A 16,033-nucleotide genomic window follows, 5' to 3' on the forward strand; every position below is an offset into this window, starting at 1 on the left:
GACAAATGTTCTGATTCTGCTATAATTATCTAGGTGCACTTACGGAGTACCAATATGTTAATGAATTTATCGAAAGTCCTAGGAGAAAATCACAACCAGGTTAAAGAGGAAGTGACCGTAGAAAGCCAGTTTTTTGCTTTCGATGGCGATCAGTATCCCCTTATTGCAAATACACCGCTCGCCCTAGAAATAGAGTATGCCGGTGAGAGTAAGATTAAGGTGAAAGCGAAAGGCGATTTTGAAATTATCGCTGCTTGTGATCGTTGTCTAGAAGATACGCCGATTAATGTGACCGTGGAAGCGGACAAGCTAATTGACGTAGCGGCTCCAGAAGAGGACGAAATAATTAAAAAAGACGGATATTGCCTAGATGTTGAGAGGCTGGTTAAAAATGAGCTTTTCATAGGGTGGCCGACTAAGATTGTTTGCAAGGAAGACTGTCAGGGTCTGTGCGGCACTTGTGGTCAAAACCTAAATGTAGGGGAATGTGACTGTGAAGATACAGGCTTGGACCCGAGAATGTCAGTTATCCGTGATCTGTTTAAGGAGGTGTAACCTATGTCAATTTGTCCAAAGAATAAGTCTTCTAAAGCTAGAAGAGACAAGAGAAGAGCGAACTGGAAAATGAGCGCGCCCAACTTAGTGAAATGCAGCAAATGCGGAGAACTAATGATGCCTCATAGAGTATGTAAAGCATGCGGCTCTTACAACAAAAAAGAAGTTATTAGCGTAGACTAATGCTGAAGATAAACTCCCTTTGAGAAATCAAAGGGAGTTTCCTTGCTTTTTAGCCGTGATTTTAGTAAAATTATCTCTAGTGACATAAGGAGGATATAAGATGAGCGAAATAACAACGGTAGCTCTTGATGCCATGGGTGGTGACAATGCCCCTGTGGAGATTATAAAGGGTGCAGTGGCAGCGATTAATGAATTTGCCGATCTCCGGGTTTTGCTAGTGGGTCAGGAAGAAGTGATTAAAAAGACCCTAGAGGGGATGCCATATGCACAGGATAAAATAAGTATCGTAAATGCCACAGAGGTTATCGAGACCGCCGAACCGCCGGTGAATGCGATTCGGAAGAAAAAGGATTCTTCCATTGTTGTCGGCATGAAGCTAGTTAAAGAAGGCCGTGCGGATGCTTTTGTCTCGGCCGGTAGTTCGGGAGCGATTCTCGTAGGTGGTCAAGTAATCGTAGGCCGCGTGAAAGGGATTGACAGGGCACCGATGGCACCGATTATGCCAACGGCTACCGGTATCTCTTTGCTAATTGATAGCGGTGCCAATGTGGATGCCAGACCGGCACACTTGGTGCAGTTTGCCAAGATGGGATCGATCTATATGGAACACGTCGTGGGTATTCAGAACCCAAAGGTGGGGATTGTCAACGTGGGAGCAGAAGAAGAGAAGGGAAATGCCCTGGTTAAAGAGACATTTCCGCTTCTGAAGGAAGAACCTAGCATTAACTTTGTGGGGAGCGTAGAAGCTCGTGAGATTCCTGAAGGTGCAGTGGATGTCATCGTCTGTGAGGGCTTTACCGGTAACGTAATTATTAAACTTTACGAAGGGGTCGGTTCGGTCTTTTTAAAGAAGATAAAGACGGGATTAATGAGCACTTTTAAAAGTAAGATAGGAGCGCTACTTATTAAAGATGCCTTAAAGAAAACCATGAAGGACTTTGATGCCACCGAACACGGCGGCGCGCCCCTTTTAGGACTTAACGGTCTAGTTGTAAAGACTCACGGTAATGCCAGTCATAAAGAGATAAAGAACGCGTTAGGTCAGTGTATTACGTTTAAACAACAAAAAATCAGTGAAAAGATTGCCGAAGCGCTATAGACGCTAGAGGCTACGAAGGAGGAAACAAAATGGAATTTGAAAAATTACAAGACATTATTGCCGATGTACTTAGCATTGATAAGGACGAGATTACGATGGAGACCGCTTTTGTGGACGATTTGGGAGCGGACTCCTTAGATATTTTCCAAATTGTGATGGGGATTGAAGAGACGTTTAACATTGAGATTGACAACGACGACGCCGAAAAGATTGTTACCGTTGGCGATGCGGTTTCACAGATTCAAAACGCAACTAGAGATTAGGTATTGCAAAGGGGCCCGAATTTAAGCGGGCTTCCTTTTTGTGAGGATATTATGCAAAGAATGTTAAATGAATTGGTTGAAATCATCGGTTATCGTTTTAAGAATATTGACTTGCTAAGACAAGCGTTATTTCATCGTTCTTACATTAACGAAGAGCATTTACGTAAAGAAGCAAGTAATGAGCGCCTAGAGTTTTTGGGGGATGCGGTGCTTGAGCTAGTAGTTAGTGAATACCTTTACAAAGAAAACCCAGGACTACCGGAAGGTCAGCTGACGAAGCAAAGAGCCAGCATCGTCTGTGAACCGGCACTGGCTTACTGTGCCCGGCAGATTAATTTAGGCAGCTATCTCTTTTTAGGGAAGGGCGAAGATGCCACCGGCGGCCGGGAGCGGGAGTCCATTACCAGCGACGCCCTAGAAGCGATTATCGGGGCCGTGTATTTGGATGGTGGTCTTGCTAATGCAAAAGAGTTCATCCATAAGATGATTTTAAATGATATTGACGAAAAAAAGCTCTTTTATGATAGCAAGACTATCCTACAAGAGATGGTTCAAAGTGTGACCAACCGGGCGATTGATTATCGCCTTATCGGTGAAGAGGGACCGGATCACGATAAGTCTTTTGAGACGGAAGTCTTAATCGATGGTGAGGTTTATGGTAGCGGCAAGGGTCGCACGAAGAAGGCAGCGGAGCAACAAGCGGCTTATAACGCCATTGCCTCGCTGAAAGAAACTAAGGGATAGGAGCACCATATGTATCTTAAAAGTATTGAAATACAGGGGTTTAAGTCGTTTGCCCACAAAATAAAGTTTGATTTTCACAATGGGATTACCGCGATTGTGGGTCCCAATGGTAGTGGTAAGAGTAACGTAGCGGATGCGGTTCGCTGGGTTCTCGGCGAACAGCGAATCAAACAACTTCGAGGGGGCGCCATGACCGATGTGATTTTCTCCGGTACGGAGAATCGCAAACCCTTATCTTACGCCTCGGTGGCTATTACCCTAGATAATTCCGATCACCAGCTGGCCATCGACTATGAAGAAGTGACGGTTACGAGAAAGCTATATCGCTCGGGTGAAAGCGATTATCTGCTGAATGGCAGTAGCTGTCGGTTAAAAGATATTAACGAATTGTTTTACGATACGGGAATCGGTAAAGAAGGATACTCAATTATCGGCCAAGGACAAATTGATAAAATCTTAAGTGGAAAGCCTGAGGAGCGTCGTGAACTGTTCGACGAAGCCGCAGGTATTGTTAAGTTTAAAAGAAGAAAGCACGCGTCTCTAAAGAAATTAGAGTCGGAACAAGCGAATTTAGTTCGGGTTAGGGATATCTTATCGGAACTAGAAATACAAGTGGGGCCTTTAGAAAAGCAGGCCGCTAAGGCGAAAGAGTATTTAGCAAAAAAAGATGAACTAAAGAATTACGATATTAATATGTTCTTGTTAGAAAACGCCCGCTTAAAGGACGAGCTTAGTCGGATTGAAGAGAACCTTACCATCGCTCAAGACGATTTAGAGGGTAGTGCTCAGAAGAAGGCCAAGATGAAATCTCTCTACCAAGAAATCGAAGAGCAGCTTGAAGAGATCGAACACGATATCGAGACTTCCAGAAAGCAGCTAAATGAAACCACGCTGTTAAAAGGCCAGCTGGAAAACCAGATTGAGCTTCTTTCGGAACAAATCCGCTCAGCGAAGGCCACCGACGAACACTTTGAGGAACGCCACCAGGAGATTCAAAAAGAGATTGAGGAACGAAAAAGTCAGTTAGACAAACTCCAGGCCGATAAGGAAACCCTCAAGCAGCGCTTAACTGAAAAAAAGGCGGCAGAGGAGCGAGCAAAAGAAGAACTTTTGGCAGTGCAGACGGCGATAGCTTCGGATACTCACGAGATTGAAACCAGTAAAAGCAATATTATGGAGCTTTTAGGCTCTAGGGCGTCTACTCAGGCGAAGATTCAGGAGTATACCACGCTAGGGGAACAGCTTAGCAACAAGAAGCTAGCGATTGGTGAGTCCATTGAAGAAGAGCTTAGAGAGATTAGCACTCAGCAAAAGGAACAGCAGAGTAAACAACGGGAATACGAGCAGGTTACCCAGGTAATCGAAGAGCGCAAACAGGAAATCAAGACTCATGAACAGGCAATTAGGACGCTAGAAGAGCAGCTTAAGAAGGAAAACGATAAATTCCAGATCGGTCAAAAAGCGTATCACCGGGAACACTCTCGGCTAGAGTCTTTAAAGAATATTACCGAACGCTATGACGGTTACGGCAATAGTATTAAAAAGGTGATGGATGAAAAGGCAAAGAATCCCGGTCTTATCGGGGTGGTTGCCGATATAATCAAGGTGGATAAGGACTACGAAGTGGCGATAGAGACGGCTCTTGGTGGCAGTATTCAAAATATTGTTACCAAGGACGAGGAAACCGCCAAGGCGATGATTGCTTTTCTTAAAAGAAACAAATTCGGTCGTGCTACCTTTTTACCCTTAACCTCCATTCGACCAAATAGATACAGTCCCGGAGAAGCGGTCTTAAAAGAAGAGGGAGTCATCGGTGTGGCTAGTTCTCTGGCTAAAGTGGCGGATAAATACGAAACCCTGTCTCAATTTCTGCTTGGTAGAACGATTGTGGTTAAAGATATTGAAGTGGGTTCAAAGATTGCGAGAAAGTATAATCAGTCTTTGCGGCTAGTAACCCTAGAGGGCGAGTTGATCAATCCTGGTGGCTCGATGACAGGTGGTGCTTTTAGAAATTCTAGTAACCTTCTTAGCCGCCGGCGAGAGATAGAAGAATTTGAAAAGACGGTAGTTACGCTAAAGCAGGAACTAGAAGCCGCCGAAAAGGAAGTACAAAGTATTCGCGCCAGGAGAGGCAGTGCCTTTGCCGCCATTGATCGTATTAACGAAGGACTGAAAGAGGAATTCGTTAGACAAAATACGATTATGCTAAGCATTGAAAGTATTAAGGGGCGAATTGATAGCCTGAAAAAACGGACGAAAATAGAACAAGATGAAATTTACGAGGTAAATGAAAAACTAAATGAAATCGCTCTTAATCAGGATTCCATTCAAGTAGACCTAGATAGTTCTAAGAACTTGGAAAGCGACTTAAATGCTAAAATTGAAGAGTTGAACGCGGGTCTTGTTACTGCTCAGGAAAACTTAAGCGCGTGCAGGCAAAAGGCGGGTGAAGCTAATTTAGCTTATGCGGCGGCGTCCCAAGAAGTAGGCTATATTGATGAGAACGTCAACCGGGTGCAAGAGGAAATCGCGAAGCACACCGGTGACTTGGAAGCGCTACTGGCTTCTAAAGAAGGCGCGGGTAAGGAAATCGAAGAGAAGGAAAAGGAGATTGCCGACATCCGTCAGACCATCGAGGATTCTAAGGAGCTTTTTGCGGAGATTAATCAAGCCATTACCGATAAGGTGGCGACGAAAGATCAGTTAAATGCTAAAAATAAGGACTTTTTGGAAAAACGGGAAGAGATATCGGCTCACCTAGCGGAGCTAGACAAAGAAATCTATCGCCTGGAAACGAGAAAAGAATCTTATCAGCAATCGGTGGAAAAGCAGATTGAGTATATGTGGGATGAATACGAGATTACTCTTAACGCTGCGACCCAGATGCGGGATGAGAATTTGACAGACTTAAAGGAGATGCGCCGCCGAATAACGGAGATTAAGAACGAAATTCGCAAGTTAGGAGACGTCAATGTTAATGCCATTGAAGACTATAAACAGGTATCAGAGCGCTATGAGTTCTTAAATAATCAGCACAATGATTTGGTGGAAGCTGAGAAGACGCTGATGAAGATTATCGCCGAGCTAGATGAAGCCATGCGGAAGCAGTTCACCGAGCAATTTGCCAAGATTAAAGAAGAGTTCGATACAGTGTTTAAAGAGCTTTTTGGAGGCGGTAAAGGTACCTTAGAACTAGTGGAAGACGAAGACGTTCTGGAAGCCGGGATTAAGATTATCGCCCAGCCACCAGGAAAGAAACTGCAGAACATGATGCAACTATCCGGTGGAGAGAAGGCGTTAACTGCGATTTCCCTATTATTTGCCATCCAGAACTTAAAGCCTTCGCCTTTCGCCCTTCTCGATGAGATTGAGGCCGCTCTTGATGACAGCAACGTGGGTCGCTTTGCCAATTACTTGCATAAGCTGACGAAAAATACCCAGTTTATCGTGATTACTCACCGCCGGGGAACGATGACGGCAGCCGATCGTCTCTACGGAATTACGATGCAGGAAAAAGGCGTTTCGGCGCTGGTTTCTGTAAGTCTTTTAGAAGATGAATTGGAGGAGTAGAGAAAATGATATTTAAGAAGTTTGTAGACAGTGTATTTAGTGCGTTTTCGAAAATCGACGAGGAGTTTTACGAAGAGTTAGAAGAGGCTTTAATTATGGGAGATATCGGGGTGGAAGCTACCGATACTATCTTGGAAGAACTTAGAAACAAGGTGAAAGAAGCCCGGGTAACGACGCCGGAGGACTGTAAAAAACTGTTAAAGGAATCCATTAAGGAGCAGATGGAAGTTCGCGATGACGCTTATGATTTTGAAGAGGGCAGAGCCGTACTTTTGGTTATCGGTGTGAATGGGGTGGGAAAGACCACCACCATCGGTAAGCTGGCCAGTCAGTATAAAGACGCTGGAAAAAAAGTGCTTTTGGCGGCGGCGGATACCTTTCGGGCGGCGGCAACGGAGCAGCTAAAGACTTGGGCCGAGCGTGCTGGCGCCGGAATGATAAGCGCAGCGGAAGGTGCCGATCCTGGTAGTGTGATCTTTGATGCTGTTAGCGCAGCGAAAGCCAGAGGCGTGGACGTCTTAATCTGCGATACGGCGGGACGGCTGCACAATAAGCGAGGACTGATGGACGAGCTAGGAAAGCTGAACCGTATTATTGATAAGGAATTGGCGGATGTAAAAAAGGAAACTTTGGTGGTACTGGATGCAACCACCGGACAGAACGCCCTAGCGCAAGCTAGAGAGTTTAGCGAGGTAACCGATGTGACGGGAGTGATTTTGACAAAGATGGATGGTACTGCTAAGGGCGGAATTGCGGTAGCGATTGAAGCTGAGCTCCATCTACCGGTTAAGTATATCGGCGTTGGCGAGGGGGTCAGCGACCTAAAACGCTTTGATGCCGATGACTTCGTGGAACGTTTATTTGCATAAGAGAAAGAAGGATGAGAGAATGTTAACCTTAGAAAAGTTTGAAGAAGCCAGCGAACTGGTGAAGGAGGTTACCACCCCGACGAAACTAGTCTACAGCGAGTTTTATAGTGAAAATACCGGGGGGAAGGTGTATCTTAAACCAGAGAATATGCAGTATACCGGTTCCTATAAGGTACGCGGCGCTTATTATAAGATTAGTCAAATGACCGCTAGTGAACGGGAGAAGGGGCTGATTACGGCTTCTGCCGGCAACCACGCTCAGGGAGTAGCCTACGCGGCCAAGAAGTATGGGTTAAAGGCGGTTATTGTAATGCCCACCATTACACCCCTAATCAAAGTCAACCGAACGAAGAGCTACGGGGCCGAAGTGGTGCTTCACGGCGATGTCTACGATGACGCCTGCGCATATGCTAAGCAGATGGCTGCGGAGAGCGGGATGACCTTTGTCCATCCCTTTGATGATTTAGACGTAGCTTGTGGCCAAGGAAGTATTGCCATGGAAATCGTGAAAGAGCTACCGACGGTAGACTATATTATCGTGCCCATTGGTGGCGGCGGTCTATCAAGTGGGGTAGCGACTCTGGCCAAGATGCTAAATCCCAAGATCAAAACCATCGGCGTCGAGCCAGCAGGGGCAGCTAGTATGACGGCTGCTTTTAAGGCTGAGGGACCGGTTACATTAGAAAGCGCCAATACGATTGCCGATGGTACGGCCGTTAAGTGCATTGGCGAGAATATTTTCCCCTATGCGAAAGAGAACATCGATATGCTAGTAACAGTAGAAGACGACGAACTAGTAACAGCGTTCCTCGATATGGTGGAAAATCACAAAATGATTGCCGAAAACTCGGGACTACTTTCCGTTGCGGCTTTAAAGCAGCTTGATTTGAAAGACAAGAAAGCGGTTTGTGTAATTAGCGGCGGCAATATGGACGTGATTACCATGTCCTCTGTCGTCCAACACGGCCTTATTCAGCGAGACCGGATCTTTTCTGTCTCGGTGCTGTTGCCGGATAAGCCAGGAGAGTTGGTGCGGGTGGCTCAGACAGTGGCGAATGCAAAAGGAAATGTTATTCGTCTAGATCATAACCAGTTCGTTAGTATCAACAGGAACGCTTCCGTAGAACTACGGATTACCATGGAGGCTTTTGGCACCGAACATAAATTAGAGATTATGAAAGCACTCAGCGATGAGGGTTTAAAACCAAAAGAAATCAGAGTACAATTTTAAGGAGAACGAGATGAGCAAAATTCAAATGACAACCCCCCTAGTAGAGATGGACGGAGATGAGATGACCAGGATCCTCTGGCAAATGATTAAAGAGCATTTGCTTACTCCCTATCTCGATTTGCAGACAGAATACTACGACTTAGGGTTAGAGCACCGTAATGCCACCGATGATCAGGTGACGGTAGCTGCTGCCGAAGCCACTAAGAAATATAAGGTAGCGGTTAAATGTGCGACCATTACCCCTAACGCCGCCCGGATGGATGAGTACGACTTAAAAGAGATGTGGAAGAGTCCTAACGGAACCATTCGTGCCCTTCTTGACGGGACGGTATTTCGCGCCCCCATCGTGGTTAAAGGAATTGAACCTTGCGTAAAGAACTGGAAGAAGCCGATTACGATTGCCAGACACGCCTACGGGGATGTGTATAAAAATGCAGAAATGATTATCGACGGACCGGGAAAGGTAGAGCTCCTCTACACGAAGGCCGATGGCAGCACCGAGACAGAGCTCATTCATAACTTTACCGGAGCGGGAATTATTCAAGGTATGCACAATACCGACGAGTCCATCGCTAGCTTTGCAAGAAGCTGTTTTGCATATGCTCTGGATATTAAACAGGATTTGTGGTTTGCCACGAAGGACACGATTTCTAAGAAATACGACCATACCTTTAAAGATATCTTTGCCGAAATCTTTGAAGCAGAGTATCAGGATAAGTTTGCGGCGGCGGGAATTGAGTATTTCTACACTTTGATTGATGACGCGGTAGCCCGGGTGATGAAAGCAGAAGGCGGGTTTATCTGGGCTTGTAAGAATTACGACGGTGATGTGATGAGCGATATGGTAAGCTCAGCTTTTGGCTCCCTGGCTATGATGACCTCGGTGCTGGTTTCCCCAGAAGGCTATTTCGAATACGAAGCGGCTCACGGTACCGTACAGAGACACTACTATCAGCACCTAGAGGGCAAAGAGACCTCGACCAACTCTGTGGCTACCATCTTTGCCTGGACCGGCGCTCTGCGAAAAAGAGGCGAGCTAGATAACAATCAGGAACTGATGGCCTTTGCCGATCGTCTAGAAGCGGCGACCTTAGCCACTATCGAGAGTGGAAAGATGACCAAAGATTTGGCCCTCATCACCTCTTTAGAGAACCCGACTATTTTAAATAGTGAAGACTTTATCTTAGAAGTGGCGAAAGCCCTATAATGAAAAAAAGCGATACCAGGATTATTTTCTTGGCGTCGCTTTTTTGTACATATTCGTAATTATAATACGATTTCGTATAGCTCCAGAAGCTTTTCTTCAAGTTCCCGCTTTTCTTCGTCAAGCTCTCGGCATTTAAGGGAATTGGTATAGACTTCCTCTTGGGTTAGAAGTTCATCAATCTGTTCGATGCGCCTTTCGGTAACGGTGATTTGTTCGCTAGCCCGGCGGATTTCATTCTCCCGGCGTTTCTGGGCAGCCTTTTCCTGCTTTTGCTCCTCAAAGCTTAGCTTACTTTTGGAGACCTCGGTTGGTGCCTGGGCGTTCTCTGCTTGCCAGATGGCCTTTTGCTGTTCTTTCTTTTCTAGATAGTAATCGTAATTTCCGAGGTAGCTATAAAGAGTTTCATTCTTTAATTCGAGAATTCTGGTGGCGGTATGGTTGATAAAGTAGCGGTCGTGAGAGACGTAGAGTACCGTACCGTCGTAGTTATTAAGGGCTTCTTCAAGGACTTCCTTAGCATCCATATCCAGATGGTTAGTGGGCTCGTCGAGGATGAGAAAGTTGGCTTCGCTAAGCATCAGCTTCACTAAGGACAGCCGTCCCCTTTCACCACCAGAGAGCGCGCTAACTAGTTTAAAGACATCATCACCGGTAAAAAGAAAGGCAGCTAGTACATTACGAATTTCGGTATTATCTAGATCCGGATACGTATCGCCCACTTCTTCAAAGACCGTCTTCTCACCGTGTAGGAGATGGTGCTCTTGGTCGTAATAACCGATTTCCACGCCGGCGCCTAAGGTAAAGGTGCCCCCGTCCGCCATCAGAAGCTGGTTAATAATCTTTAAAATCGTCGTTTTTCCCGTACCGTTATCTCCGATAATGGAAACCTTTTCGCCCCGTTTAATCTGAAAGTTCAAATCGTGAAAGAGCTCTTCTTTCCCAAAACTCTTTTTTAGATGGCTGACTTCTAAGACGTCGTTACCGCTTCTAGAGGCCGCCTGCAAGGTGATATTCATCTTCAAATTTTCTTCCGTCGGCGGGGTGAGACGCTCGATTTTTGCCAGCATTTTCTCCCGGCTTTCCGCCCGCTTAATGGATTTTTCCCGGTTAAAGGACTTTAGTTTTTCGATAACGGCTTCTTGGTGCTTGATTTCCTGTTCTTGCTTAAGATACGCTTTGTATTCGGCCGCCCGTCTGGCTTTCTTCTTTTCGGCAAAGGCCTCGTAGTTACCGGAGTAGCAGTAAAGGCTTTGCTGTTCTAAGTCTAAAATTTTGCTAACCACTCGGTTAAGGAAGTAGCGGTCATGAGAGATGATAATAACGGCTCCCCGGTAATTCATCAAAAAAGTTTCTAACCAACTAATGGATGATAAGTCCAAGTGGTTAGTAGGCTCGTCAAGAAGCAGAAGATTAGGTTTTAAAAGGAGAAGTCTAGCTAGTGCCACGCGCGTTTTCTGTCCGCCCGAGAGGGTTTGGACGCTTTTGGTAAATTCGTCCTCGGTAAAGCCTAGCCCCTTTAAGACCCCGGTGATTTCACTTTTTAAGGCGTAGCCATCGGCATTTTCAAAAGCCGTGGTCAAGTTGTGGTATTCTTTTAAGGCGGCTTCGAGGTCATCGCCGGTTAGGGCTTTTAAATCTTTTTCTAATTGGCGCAAGCGCTGTTCCAACGCCATGACCTCTTTTTTGGCGCTACTTACTTCCTCATAGATGGAGAGTCCGCCAGTAACCTCTTGATACTGGGAGAGATAGCCCATGGATTTGCCTTTTGCTAGCGAGACGGTGCCCTCGTCAAAAGGGACTTCGCCAATTAGCATTTTTAGTAACGTTGACTTACCAGCGCCATTAGGGCCTACAAGTCCGACTTTTTCATAGTCCTCTATATGGAAAGAAGCCTCCTTAATCAGAGGTTCGTCTAAGAAGCTTTTGCTTAATTTTTGTACAGATAGGATCATAAATAAATAACCTCCAAGTTTGTCTCTCTTATTATACCGAGTACGAAGAAAAAAACAAGAGCGCGTCCACAGGCTAGTTGACTTATGAAGGCCTTTTCTATATAATTGTTGATAGAAAATAAACGGGAGGACAAAAGCGTGAGAGAAAGAGAAATTTCACAAGCTGTAATCACAAGATTACCACGCTATTACAGATATTTAGGGGAACTCTTAGAAGATGATATCGAAAGAATTTCTTCCAATGAGCTGAGTAAGAGGATGCAGGTGACGGCTTCTCAGATCCGTCAGGATTTAAATAACTTTGGTGGCTTTGGTCAACAAGGATACGGCTATAACGTTAAATACTTATATACAGAAATCGGTAAGATTTTGGGACTAGATGTTAACCATAACTATATTATTATCGGTGCCGGTAATTTAGGACAGGCTTTAGCAAATTACACGACCTTTGAACGGCGCGGGTTTATTTTGCGCGGTATTTTTGATAATAATCCGGTCATGGAAGATGTGACTATCCGCGGGATTCCCGTGCGAATGATGGATGAACTGAAAGATTTTATCGCCAAAAACAATGTGGAGATAGCGGTTCTTACGATTCCGAAAGAGCATGCTACCGATGTGGCTAGCCACTTAGTGGAGGCAGGGATAAAAGCGATTTGGAATTTTGCTCACACGGATTTGGCGGTGCCGGAAAGTGTGATGGTAGAGAATGTACACTTGTCGGAGAGCTTGATGAAGCTGTCATATCGCCTCAAGCAAAATGGTGAACACGCTTACCAAAAAGATAACTAAGAGAAAACCGGAACAACGTGTAAAGACCAAAGTCTCTACACGTTGTGATTCGTTTTGGAGGAAAAATGAACTATTTGCCGACAGGACAGGAAATAAAGCAAGCGGATCAATATACGATTAACGAGTTACAGATATCCGGAAGAAGCTTGATGGAGGCAGCTGCGAGAGGAGTGCTATCGCAACTGGTGGCAGAAGGTCTCGATTTGACGAGAGTCCTTCTTGTTTGTGGTGCCGGAAATAACGGTGGTGATGGGTTTGCCTTGGCGTGGATGCTGAAAGAATTAGGCTATACTCCCCAAATCCTCTTTTGGGGTAAGGAAGAGAAGTTAACGGCTGAGAGCCGTTACCAGAAAGACAAATCCCAAGAGGCGGGTGTGGATTTTCAGACGACTTTAGCTGAAGAAGAGTATACGGTAATTGTCGATGCTCTTTTTGGGGCGGGGCTTGACCGGGAATTATCGGGGCCTTACCAGAATTTGATCAACACTCTTAATAATTATTCTGGTAAAAAGGTAGCGATTGATCTGCCTTCAGGAATACACGCCGGCAGCGGTGAAATATTAGGCGCAGCTTTTAAAGCGGACATAACCATCGCGGTGCAGTGTCCTAAGCTGGGTCTATTTCTCTATCCAGGGAAAGAGTGGGCAGGAAAGGTTATCCCTATAGATATCGGCATTACCGAATCTCTATTTGCAGCTGATAAAGAGGTGGCGGCTGCGCATACTCAGAAAGAGTACGCAGAGATGCTACCAAGACGCTTAAGGGATAGCCATAAAGGAACCTACGGCAAACTACTAATAATCGCTGGCTCTAAGGGCATGGCCGGGGCCGCCTTCTTAAACGGTATGAGCGCCTATCGCAGCGGAACCGGTTTGGTACAAATCTATACCCATGAAGACAACCGAGTGATTCTCCAAAGCTTACTTTATGAGGGGATTATGAAGACGTACCAGACGTATCAGGAAGAGTCTTTAGAGGAGGCCCTAGCCTGGGCCGATGTAATTCTGATGGGCTCCGGTCTAGGACTTAGTCAGGACAGCAGGCAGATCGTTAGCTACGTCCTTACCCATACAAATAAGCCTCTTGTTATCGATGGCGATGCTTTAAGAATTATTAGCGAAGAGGCAGGACTGATGGCTACTTTGCCAGGGAGGAATCGGATACTAACTCCTCATCTACGGGAGATGGAGCGCTTAACGGGGAAGAGTGTGAACGCCATTAAGAGTGAGCGGAAGTCTGTTATTATAAATTTTTGTAAGAAATATGAGTGTACGGTGGTCCTAAAAGACAGCGTAACCATAAGTTATCGACTAGGAGAGCGGCTGGTGGTGAATACTAGTGGCAATGCTGGGCTAGCAAAAGCTGGCAGTGGGGACGTGTTAGCGGGAACGATAAGTGGCCTAATTAGTGCTGGCAGCAAACAGGTAAAAGACGCCTCTAGCTTTTATGAACAAGTGCTAGCGGGGGTGTATATTCACGGTAAGGCCGGAGAAGAGGCCAGTGAGAAATGGGGAATGTCCGGAGTGATGGCTCGGGATTTATTACCGGAAATAGGTAGGTGTATCAAGGAATTAGAGAGGAGAAGGAAAGAATGAAGGAGTACAGAAGGGCGCTAGCCCGCATCGATTTAGACGCAATCAGGGGAAATATTGAGAGTCTAATGGCAAACACGAAACCAGGCACTCGTTTTATTAACGTGATTAAAGCGGATGGTTATGGACACGGAGCTTTAGAAATTGCAAAACATATGGCCGATTATGAACGCTTATGGGGCTTTGCCGTCGCTTCTTTCGATGAGGCGCTCAGTCTTAGAAATGGCGGCATTACTCAGCCGATTTTAATTCTCGGTTGTACCTTTCCTGAGCAATTTGCAGAAGCAATCAACCAGGATTTGAGCCTGACGATGTACGATACCCTCGCCATTGATGAAGTGGTAGCGGTAGCCAGGGAACTAGGAAAACCCGTTAAGGTTCACATTAAGCTAGATACAGGGATGGGGCGCTTAGGATTTCCGGTAGATGCGACCGGTCTTTCGGCAATTGCGAATCTTAAAGAGATGCCGGAAATCGTCCTAGAAGGGGTCTATACCCATTTTGCTGCCGCCGATGAAACCGATAAAAGCTTTACCGGTGAACAACTAAAAAAATATAACTACGGGATTGCGGAACTTAAAAAAATGGGCGTTACCTTTGCCAATCACCATACAGCAAATAGCGCCGGTATTATTGACCACCAGGAAGCAAACTTCGATTTGGTCCGCAGCGGTATTGCGGCCTACGGTTTATATCCGTCAAAAGACGTACGGCAACAAGCGGTGCCTTTAAAACCAGCGATGGAAATCACCAGTCACTTAGCTTCAGTTAAGCTTTTACCAGCAGGTTCGCCTATCAGTTATGGACGGACACACACCACCACTAGAGAGACGAAAGTTGGTGTGGTTCCTTTTGGCTACGCGGATGGGTATCCTAGAAGCCTTTCGGGAAAAGGGTATGTTCTAATCAAGGGACAGAAGGCACCGATTCTGGGCCGGGTTTGTATGGATATGTTTATGGTAGATGTAAGCGACATTCCTGACGTATCTTTATATGACAAAGTGACGATTGTAGGGTATAATGGTAGGGGTTGTTTGTCCGTTGACACCTTAAGTGAGCTCTCCGGACGATTCAACTACGAATTTGTATGTGATATTAGTAAACGTGTTCCTAGAGAATACATCGCGCAGGGGAAGGTGATTTCCCAGCGTAGTTACTTTTAGCAGGAGGTAAGAAAGAACGTATGGAAGATGGCAGTATATTTCAGCGAATGAAGAATTTGTTCGCAGAAGAAGAGGAGATGAATGAAGAAATCACTCAAGAGGCTCTTGGCCTAGTGAAGAACATTTTTAGATACGTCTCCAAAGACGCCAAGGATATTATGACTCATCGTAAGAATATTATCGCTTTAGATGAAGAGATTACGCTAGAAGCAGCACTTAATACCATGCTTCAGGCTCCATATTCTCGGTTTCCCGTCTATAAAGATAGCATTGACGAGATTGTCGGCATTATGCATTTGCGGGATGCAATGACCACTTTTTTAAACGAAGACTTGCGCCAGAAGGCGCTAAAGGATTTAGAGCATTTACCACGGATGGTAAGTTTTATCCCGGAGACGAAGAATATTGATTCTGTCTTTAAGCAGATGCAAGAAGAGAAGAATCACCTAGCTATCGTTCTCGATGAGTACGGTCAGACTTCAGGTCTGGTGGCGATGGAAGACATTCTCGAGGAGATTGTGGGCAATATTCTCGATGAGCACGACGAAGAGGAAGAACAAGTTGCACCCCAAGGTGACGGTAGTTACGTGGTGGATGGGCTGACAGAACTTGAAGAAGTAGAGGAGCTGATTCCTCTGACCTTTGAGAAAGAGGATTACGGGACCTTGAACGGGTTTTTAATTGATGAACTGGATCGTATTCCCAGTGCCGATGAGCACTGTGAAGTGCTTTATGACGGTTATAAGTTCACAATTCTCGGGATGGATAACAATACCATTGATAAAGTTAAAATTGAAAAGATAGGAGTTTAAG

At 45.5% G+C, this 16,033-nt stretch carries 14 protein-coding genes; 13 read left to right on the forward strand and 1 reads right to left on the reverse strand.

The annotated features are described in order from the left end of the window. Window positions 1–54 precede the first annotated feature (54 nt). The 9 genes from NHH16_RS02785 (at window position 55) to NHH16_RS02825 (ending at window position 9,721) form a co-directional block, all read left to right on the forward strand. On the forward strand, window positions 55–555 hold the full coding sequence (locus tag NHH16_RS02785) for a YceD family protein (protein ID WP_262068074.1): 501 nt from the start codon (window positions 55–57) through the stop codon (window positions 553–555). A 3-nt stretch (window positions 556–558) separates the two neighbouring features. Beyond that, on the forward strand, window positions 559–738 hold the full coding sequence (gene rpmF, locus NHH16_RS02790; protein WP_262068075.1) for a 50S ribosomal protein L32: 180 nt from the start codon (window positions 559–561) through the stop codon (window positions 736–738). Window positions 739–838: 100 nt separating this feature from the next. Next, window positions 839–1,837, forward strand: a complete 999-nt coding sequence (gene plsX, locus NHH16_RS02795; RefSeq protein ID WP_262068076.1) for a phosphate acyltransferase PlsX — start codon at window positions 839–841, stop codon at window positions 1,835–1,837. A gap of 29 nt (window positions 1,838–1,866) precedes the next feature. Next, window positions 1,867–2,100, forward strand: a complete 234-nt coding sequence (acpP, locus tag NHH16_RS02800) for an acyl carrier protein (protein ID WP_262068077.1) — start codon at window positions 1,867–1,869, stop codon at window positions 2,098–2,100. 51 nt (window positions 2,101–2,151) lie between these two features. Continuing rightward, on the forward strand, window positions 2,152–2,844 hold the full coding sequence (gene rnc, locus NHH16_RS02805; RefSeq protein ID WP_262068078.1) for a ribonuclease III: 693 nt from the start codon (window positions 2,152–2,154) through the stop codon (window positions 2,842–2,844). Window positions 2,845–2,853: 9 nt separating this feature from the next. Next, window positions 2,854–6,414, forward strand: a complete 3,561-nt coding sequence (smc, locus tag NHH16_RS02810; protein WP_262068079.1) for a chromosome segregation protein SMC — start codon at window positions 2,854–2,856, stop codon at window positions 6,412–6,414. 5 nt (window positions 6,415–6,419) lie between these two features. After that, window positions 6,420–7,283: a signal recognition particle-docking protein FtsY gene (gene ftsY / locus NHH16_RS02815; RefSeq protein ID WP_262068080.1), complete on the forward strand. Its 864-nt coding sequence runs from the start codon at window positions 6,420–6,422 to the stop codon at window positions 7,281–7,283. Window positions 7,284–7,302: 19 nt separating this feature from the next. Then, entirely contained in the window at window positions 7,303–8,514 is a 1,212-nt protein-coding gene (gene ilvA / locus NHH16_RS02820) for a threonine ammonia-lyase (protein WP_262068081.1), read from the forward strand. A gap of 10 nt (window positions 8,515–8,524) precedes the next feature. Beyond that, a complete protein-coding gene (locus NHH16_RS02825; protein WP_262068082.1) occupies window positions 8,525–9,721 on the forward strand; it encodes an NADP-dependent isocitrate dehydrogenase in 1,197 nt (398 codons plus the stop codon). A 59-nt stretch (window positions 9,722–9,780) separates the two neighbouring features. Here NHH16_RS02825 and NHH16_RS02830 read toward each other — a convergent pair whose 3' ends face one another. After that, window positions 9,781–11,673 (reverse strand): ABC-F family ATP-binding cassette domain-containing protein, encoded by a 1,893-nt coding sequence (locus NHH16_RS02830; RefSeq protein ID WP_262068083.1) that lies wholly within the window; start codon window positions 11,671–11,673, stop codon window positions 9,781–9,783. 138 nt (window positions 11,674–11,811) lie between these two features. Here NHH16_RS02830 and NHH16_RS02835 point away from each other — a divergent pair, with 138 nt between their 5' ends. The 4 genes from NHH16_RS02835 (at window position 11,812) to NHH16_RS02850 (ending at window position 16,032) form a co-directional block, all read left to right on the forward strand. Then, on the forward strand, window positions 11,812–12,465 hold the full coding sequence (locus NHH16_RS02835; protein ID WP_262068084.1) for a redox-sensing transcriptional repressor Rex: 654 nt from the start codon (window positions 11,812–11,814) through the stop codon (window positions 12,463–12,465). A 65-nt stretch (window positions 12,466–12,530) separates the two neighbouring features. After that, complete coding sequence (locus NHH16_RS02840) at window positions 12,531–14,060, forward strand: NAD(P)H-hydrate dehydratase (protein ID WP_262068085.1); 1,530 nt, start codon at window positions 12,531–12,533, stop codon at window positions 14,058–14,060. Next, window positions 14,057–15,220: an alanine racemase gene (gene alr / locus NHH16_RS02845; RefSeq protein ID WP_262068086.1), complete on the forward strand. Its 1,164-nt coding sequence runs from the start codon at window positions 14,057–14,059 to the stop codon at window positions 15,218–15,220. The genes NHH16_RS02840 and alr overlap by 4 nt, the downstream gene beginning before the upstream one ends. A gap of 20 nt (window positions 15,221–15,240) precedes the next feature. Next, a complete protein-coding gene (locus NHH16_RS02850; RefSeq protein WP_262068087.1) occupies window positions 15,241–16,032 on the forward strand; it encodes a hemolysin family protein in 792 nt (263 codons plus the stop codon). Window position 16,033: the final 1 nt, after the last annotated feature.

The sequence above is a fragment of the Ohessyouella blattaphilus genome (assembly GCF_024721265.1).
GTDB lineage: Bacteria > Bacillota > Clostridia > Lachnospirales > Lachnospiraceae > Aequitasia > Aequitasia blattaphilus_A.

What these genes read in the sequence shown, in the direction of transcription:
- NHH16_RS02785 (WP_262068074.1), top strand. Translation starts at nt 55, where the DNA reads ATGTTAATGAATTTATCGAAAGTCCTAGGAGAAAATCACAACCAGGTT.
- rpmF (WP_262068075.1), top strand. Translation starts at nt 559, where the DNA reads ATGTCAATTTGTCCAAAGAATAAGTCTTCTAAAGCTAGAAGAGACAAG.
- plsX (WP_262068076.1), top strand. Translation starts at nt 839, where the DNA reads ATGAGCGAAATAACAACGGTAGCTCTTGATGCCATGGGTGGTGACAAT.
- acpP (WP_262068077.1), top strand. Translation starts at nt 1,867, where the DNA reads ATGGAATTTGAAAAATTACAAGACATTATTGCCGATGTACTTAGCATT.
- rnc (WP_262068078.1), top strand. Translation starts at nt 2,152, where the DNA reads ATGCAAAGAATGTTAAATGAATTGGTTGAAATCATCGGTTATCGTTTT.
- smc (WP_262068079.1), top strand. Translation starts at nt 2,854, where the DNA reads ATGTATCTTAAAAGTATTGAAATACAGGGGTTTAAGTCGTTTGCCCAC.
- ftsY (WP_262068080.1), top strand. Translation starts at nt 6,420, where the DNA reads ATGATATTTAAGAAGTTTGTAGACAGTGTATTTAGTGCGTTTTCGAAA.
- ilvA (WP_262068081.1), top strand. Translation starts at nt 7,303, where the DNA reads ATGTTAACCTTAGAAAAGTTTGAAGAAGCCAGCGAACTGGTGAAGGAG.
- NHH16_RS02825 (WP_262068082.1), top strand. Translation starts at nt 8,525, where the DNA reads ATGAGCAAAATTCAAATGACAACCCCCCTAGTAGAGATGGACGGAGAT.
- NHH16_RS02830 (WP_262068083.1), bottom strand. Translation starts at nt 11,673, where the DNA reads ATGATCCTATCTGTACAAAAATTAAGCAAAAGCTTCTTAGACGAACCT.
- NHH16_RS02840 (WP_262068085.1), top strand. Translation starts at nt 12,531, where the DNA reads ATGAACTATTTGCCGACAGGACAGGAAATAAAGCAAGCGGATCAATAT.
- alr (WP_262068086.1), top strand. Translation starts at nt 14,057, where the DNA reads ATGAAGGAGTACAGAAGGGCGCTAGCCCGCATCGATTTAGACGCAATC.
- NHH16_RS02850 (WP_262068087.1), top strand. Translation starts at nt 15,241, where the DNA reads ATGGAAGATGGCAGTATATTTCAGCGAATGAAGAATTTGTTCGCAGAA.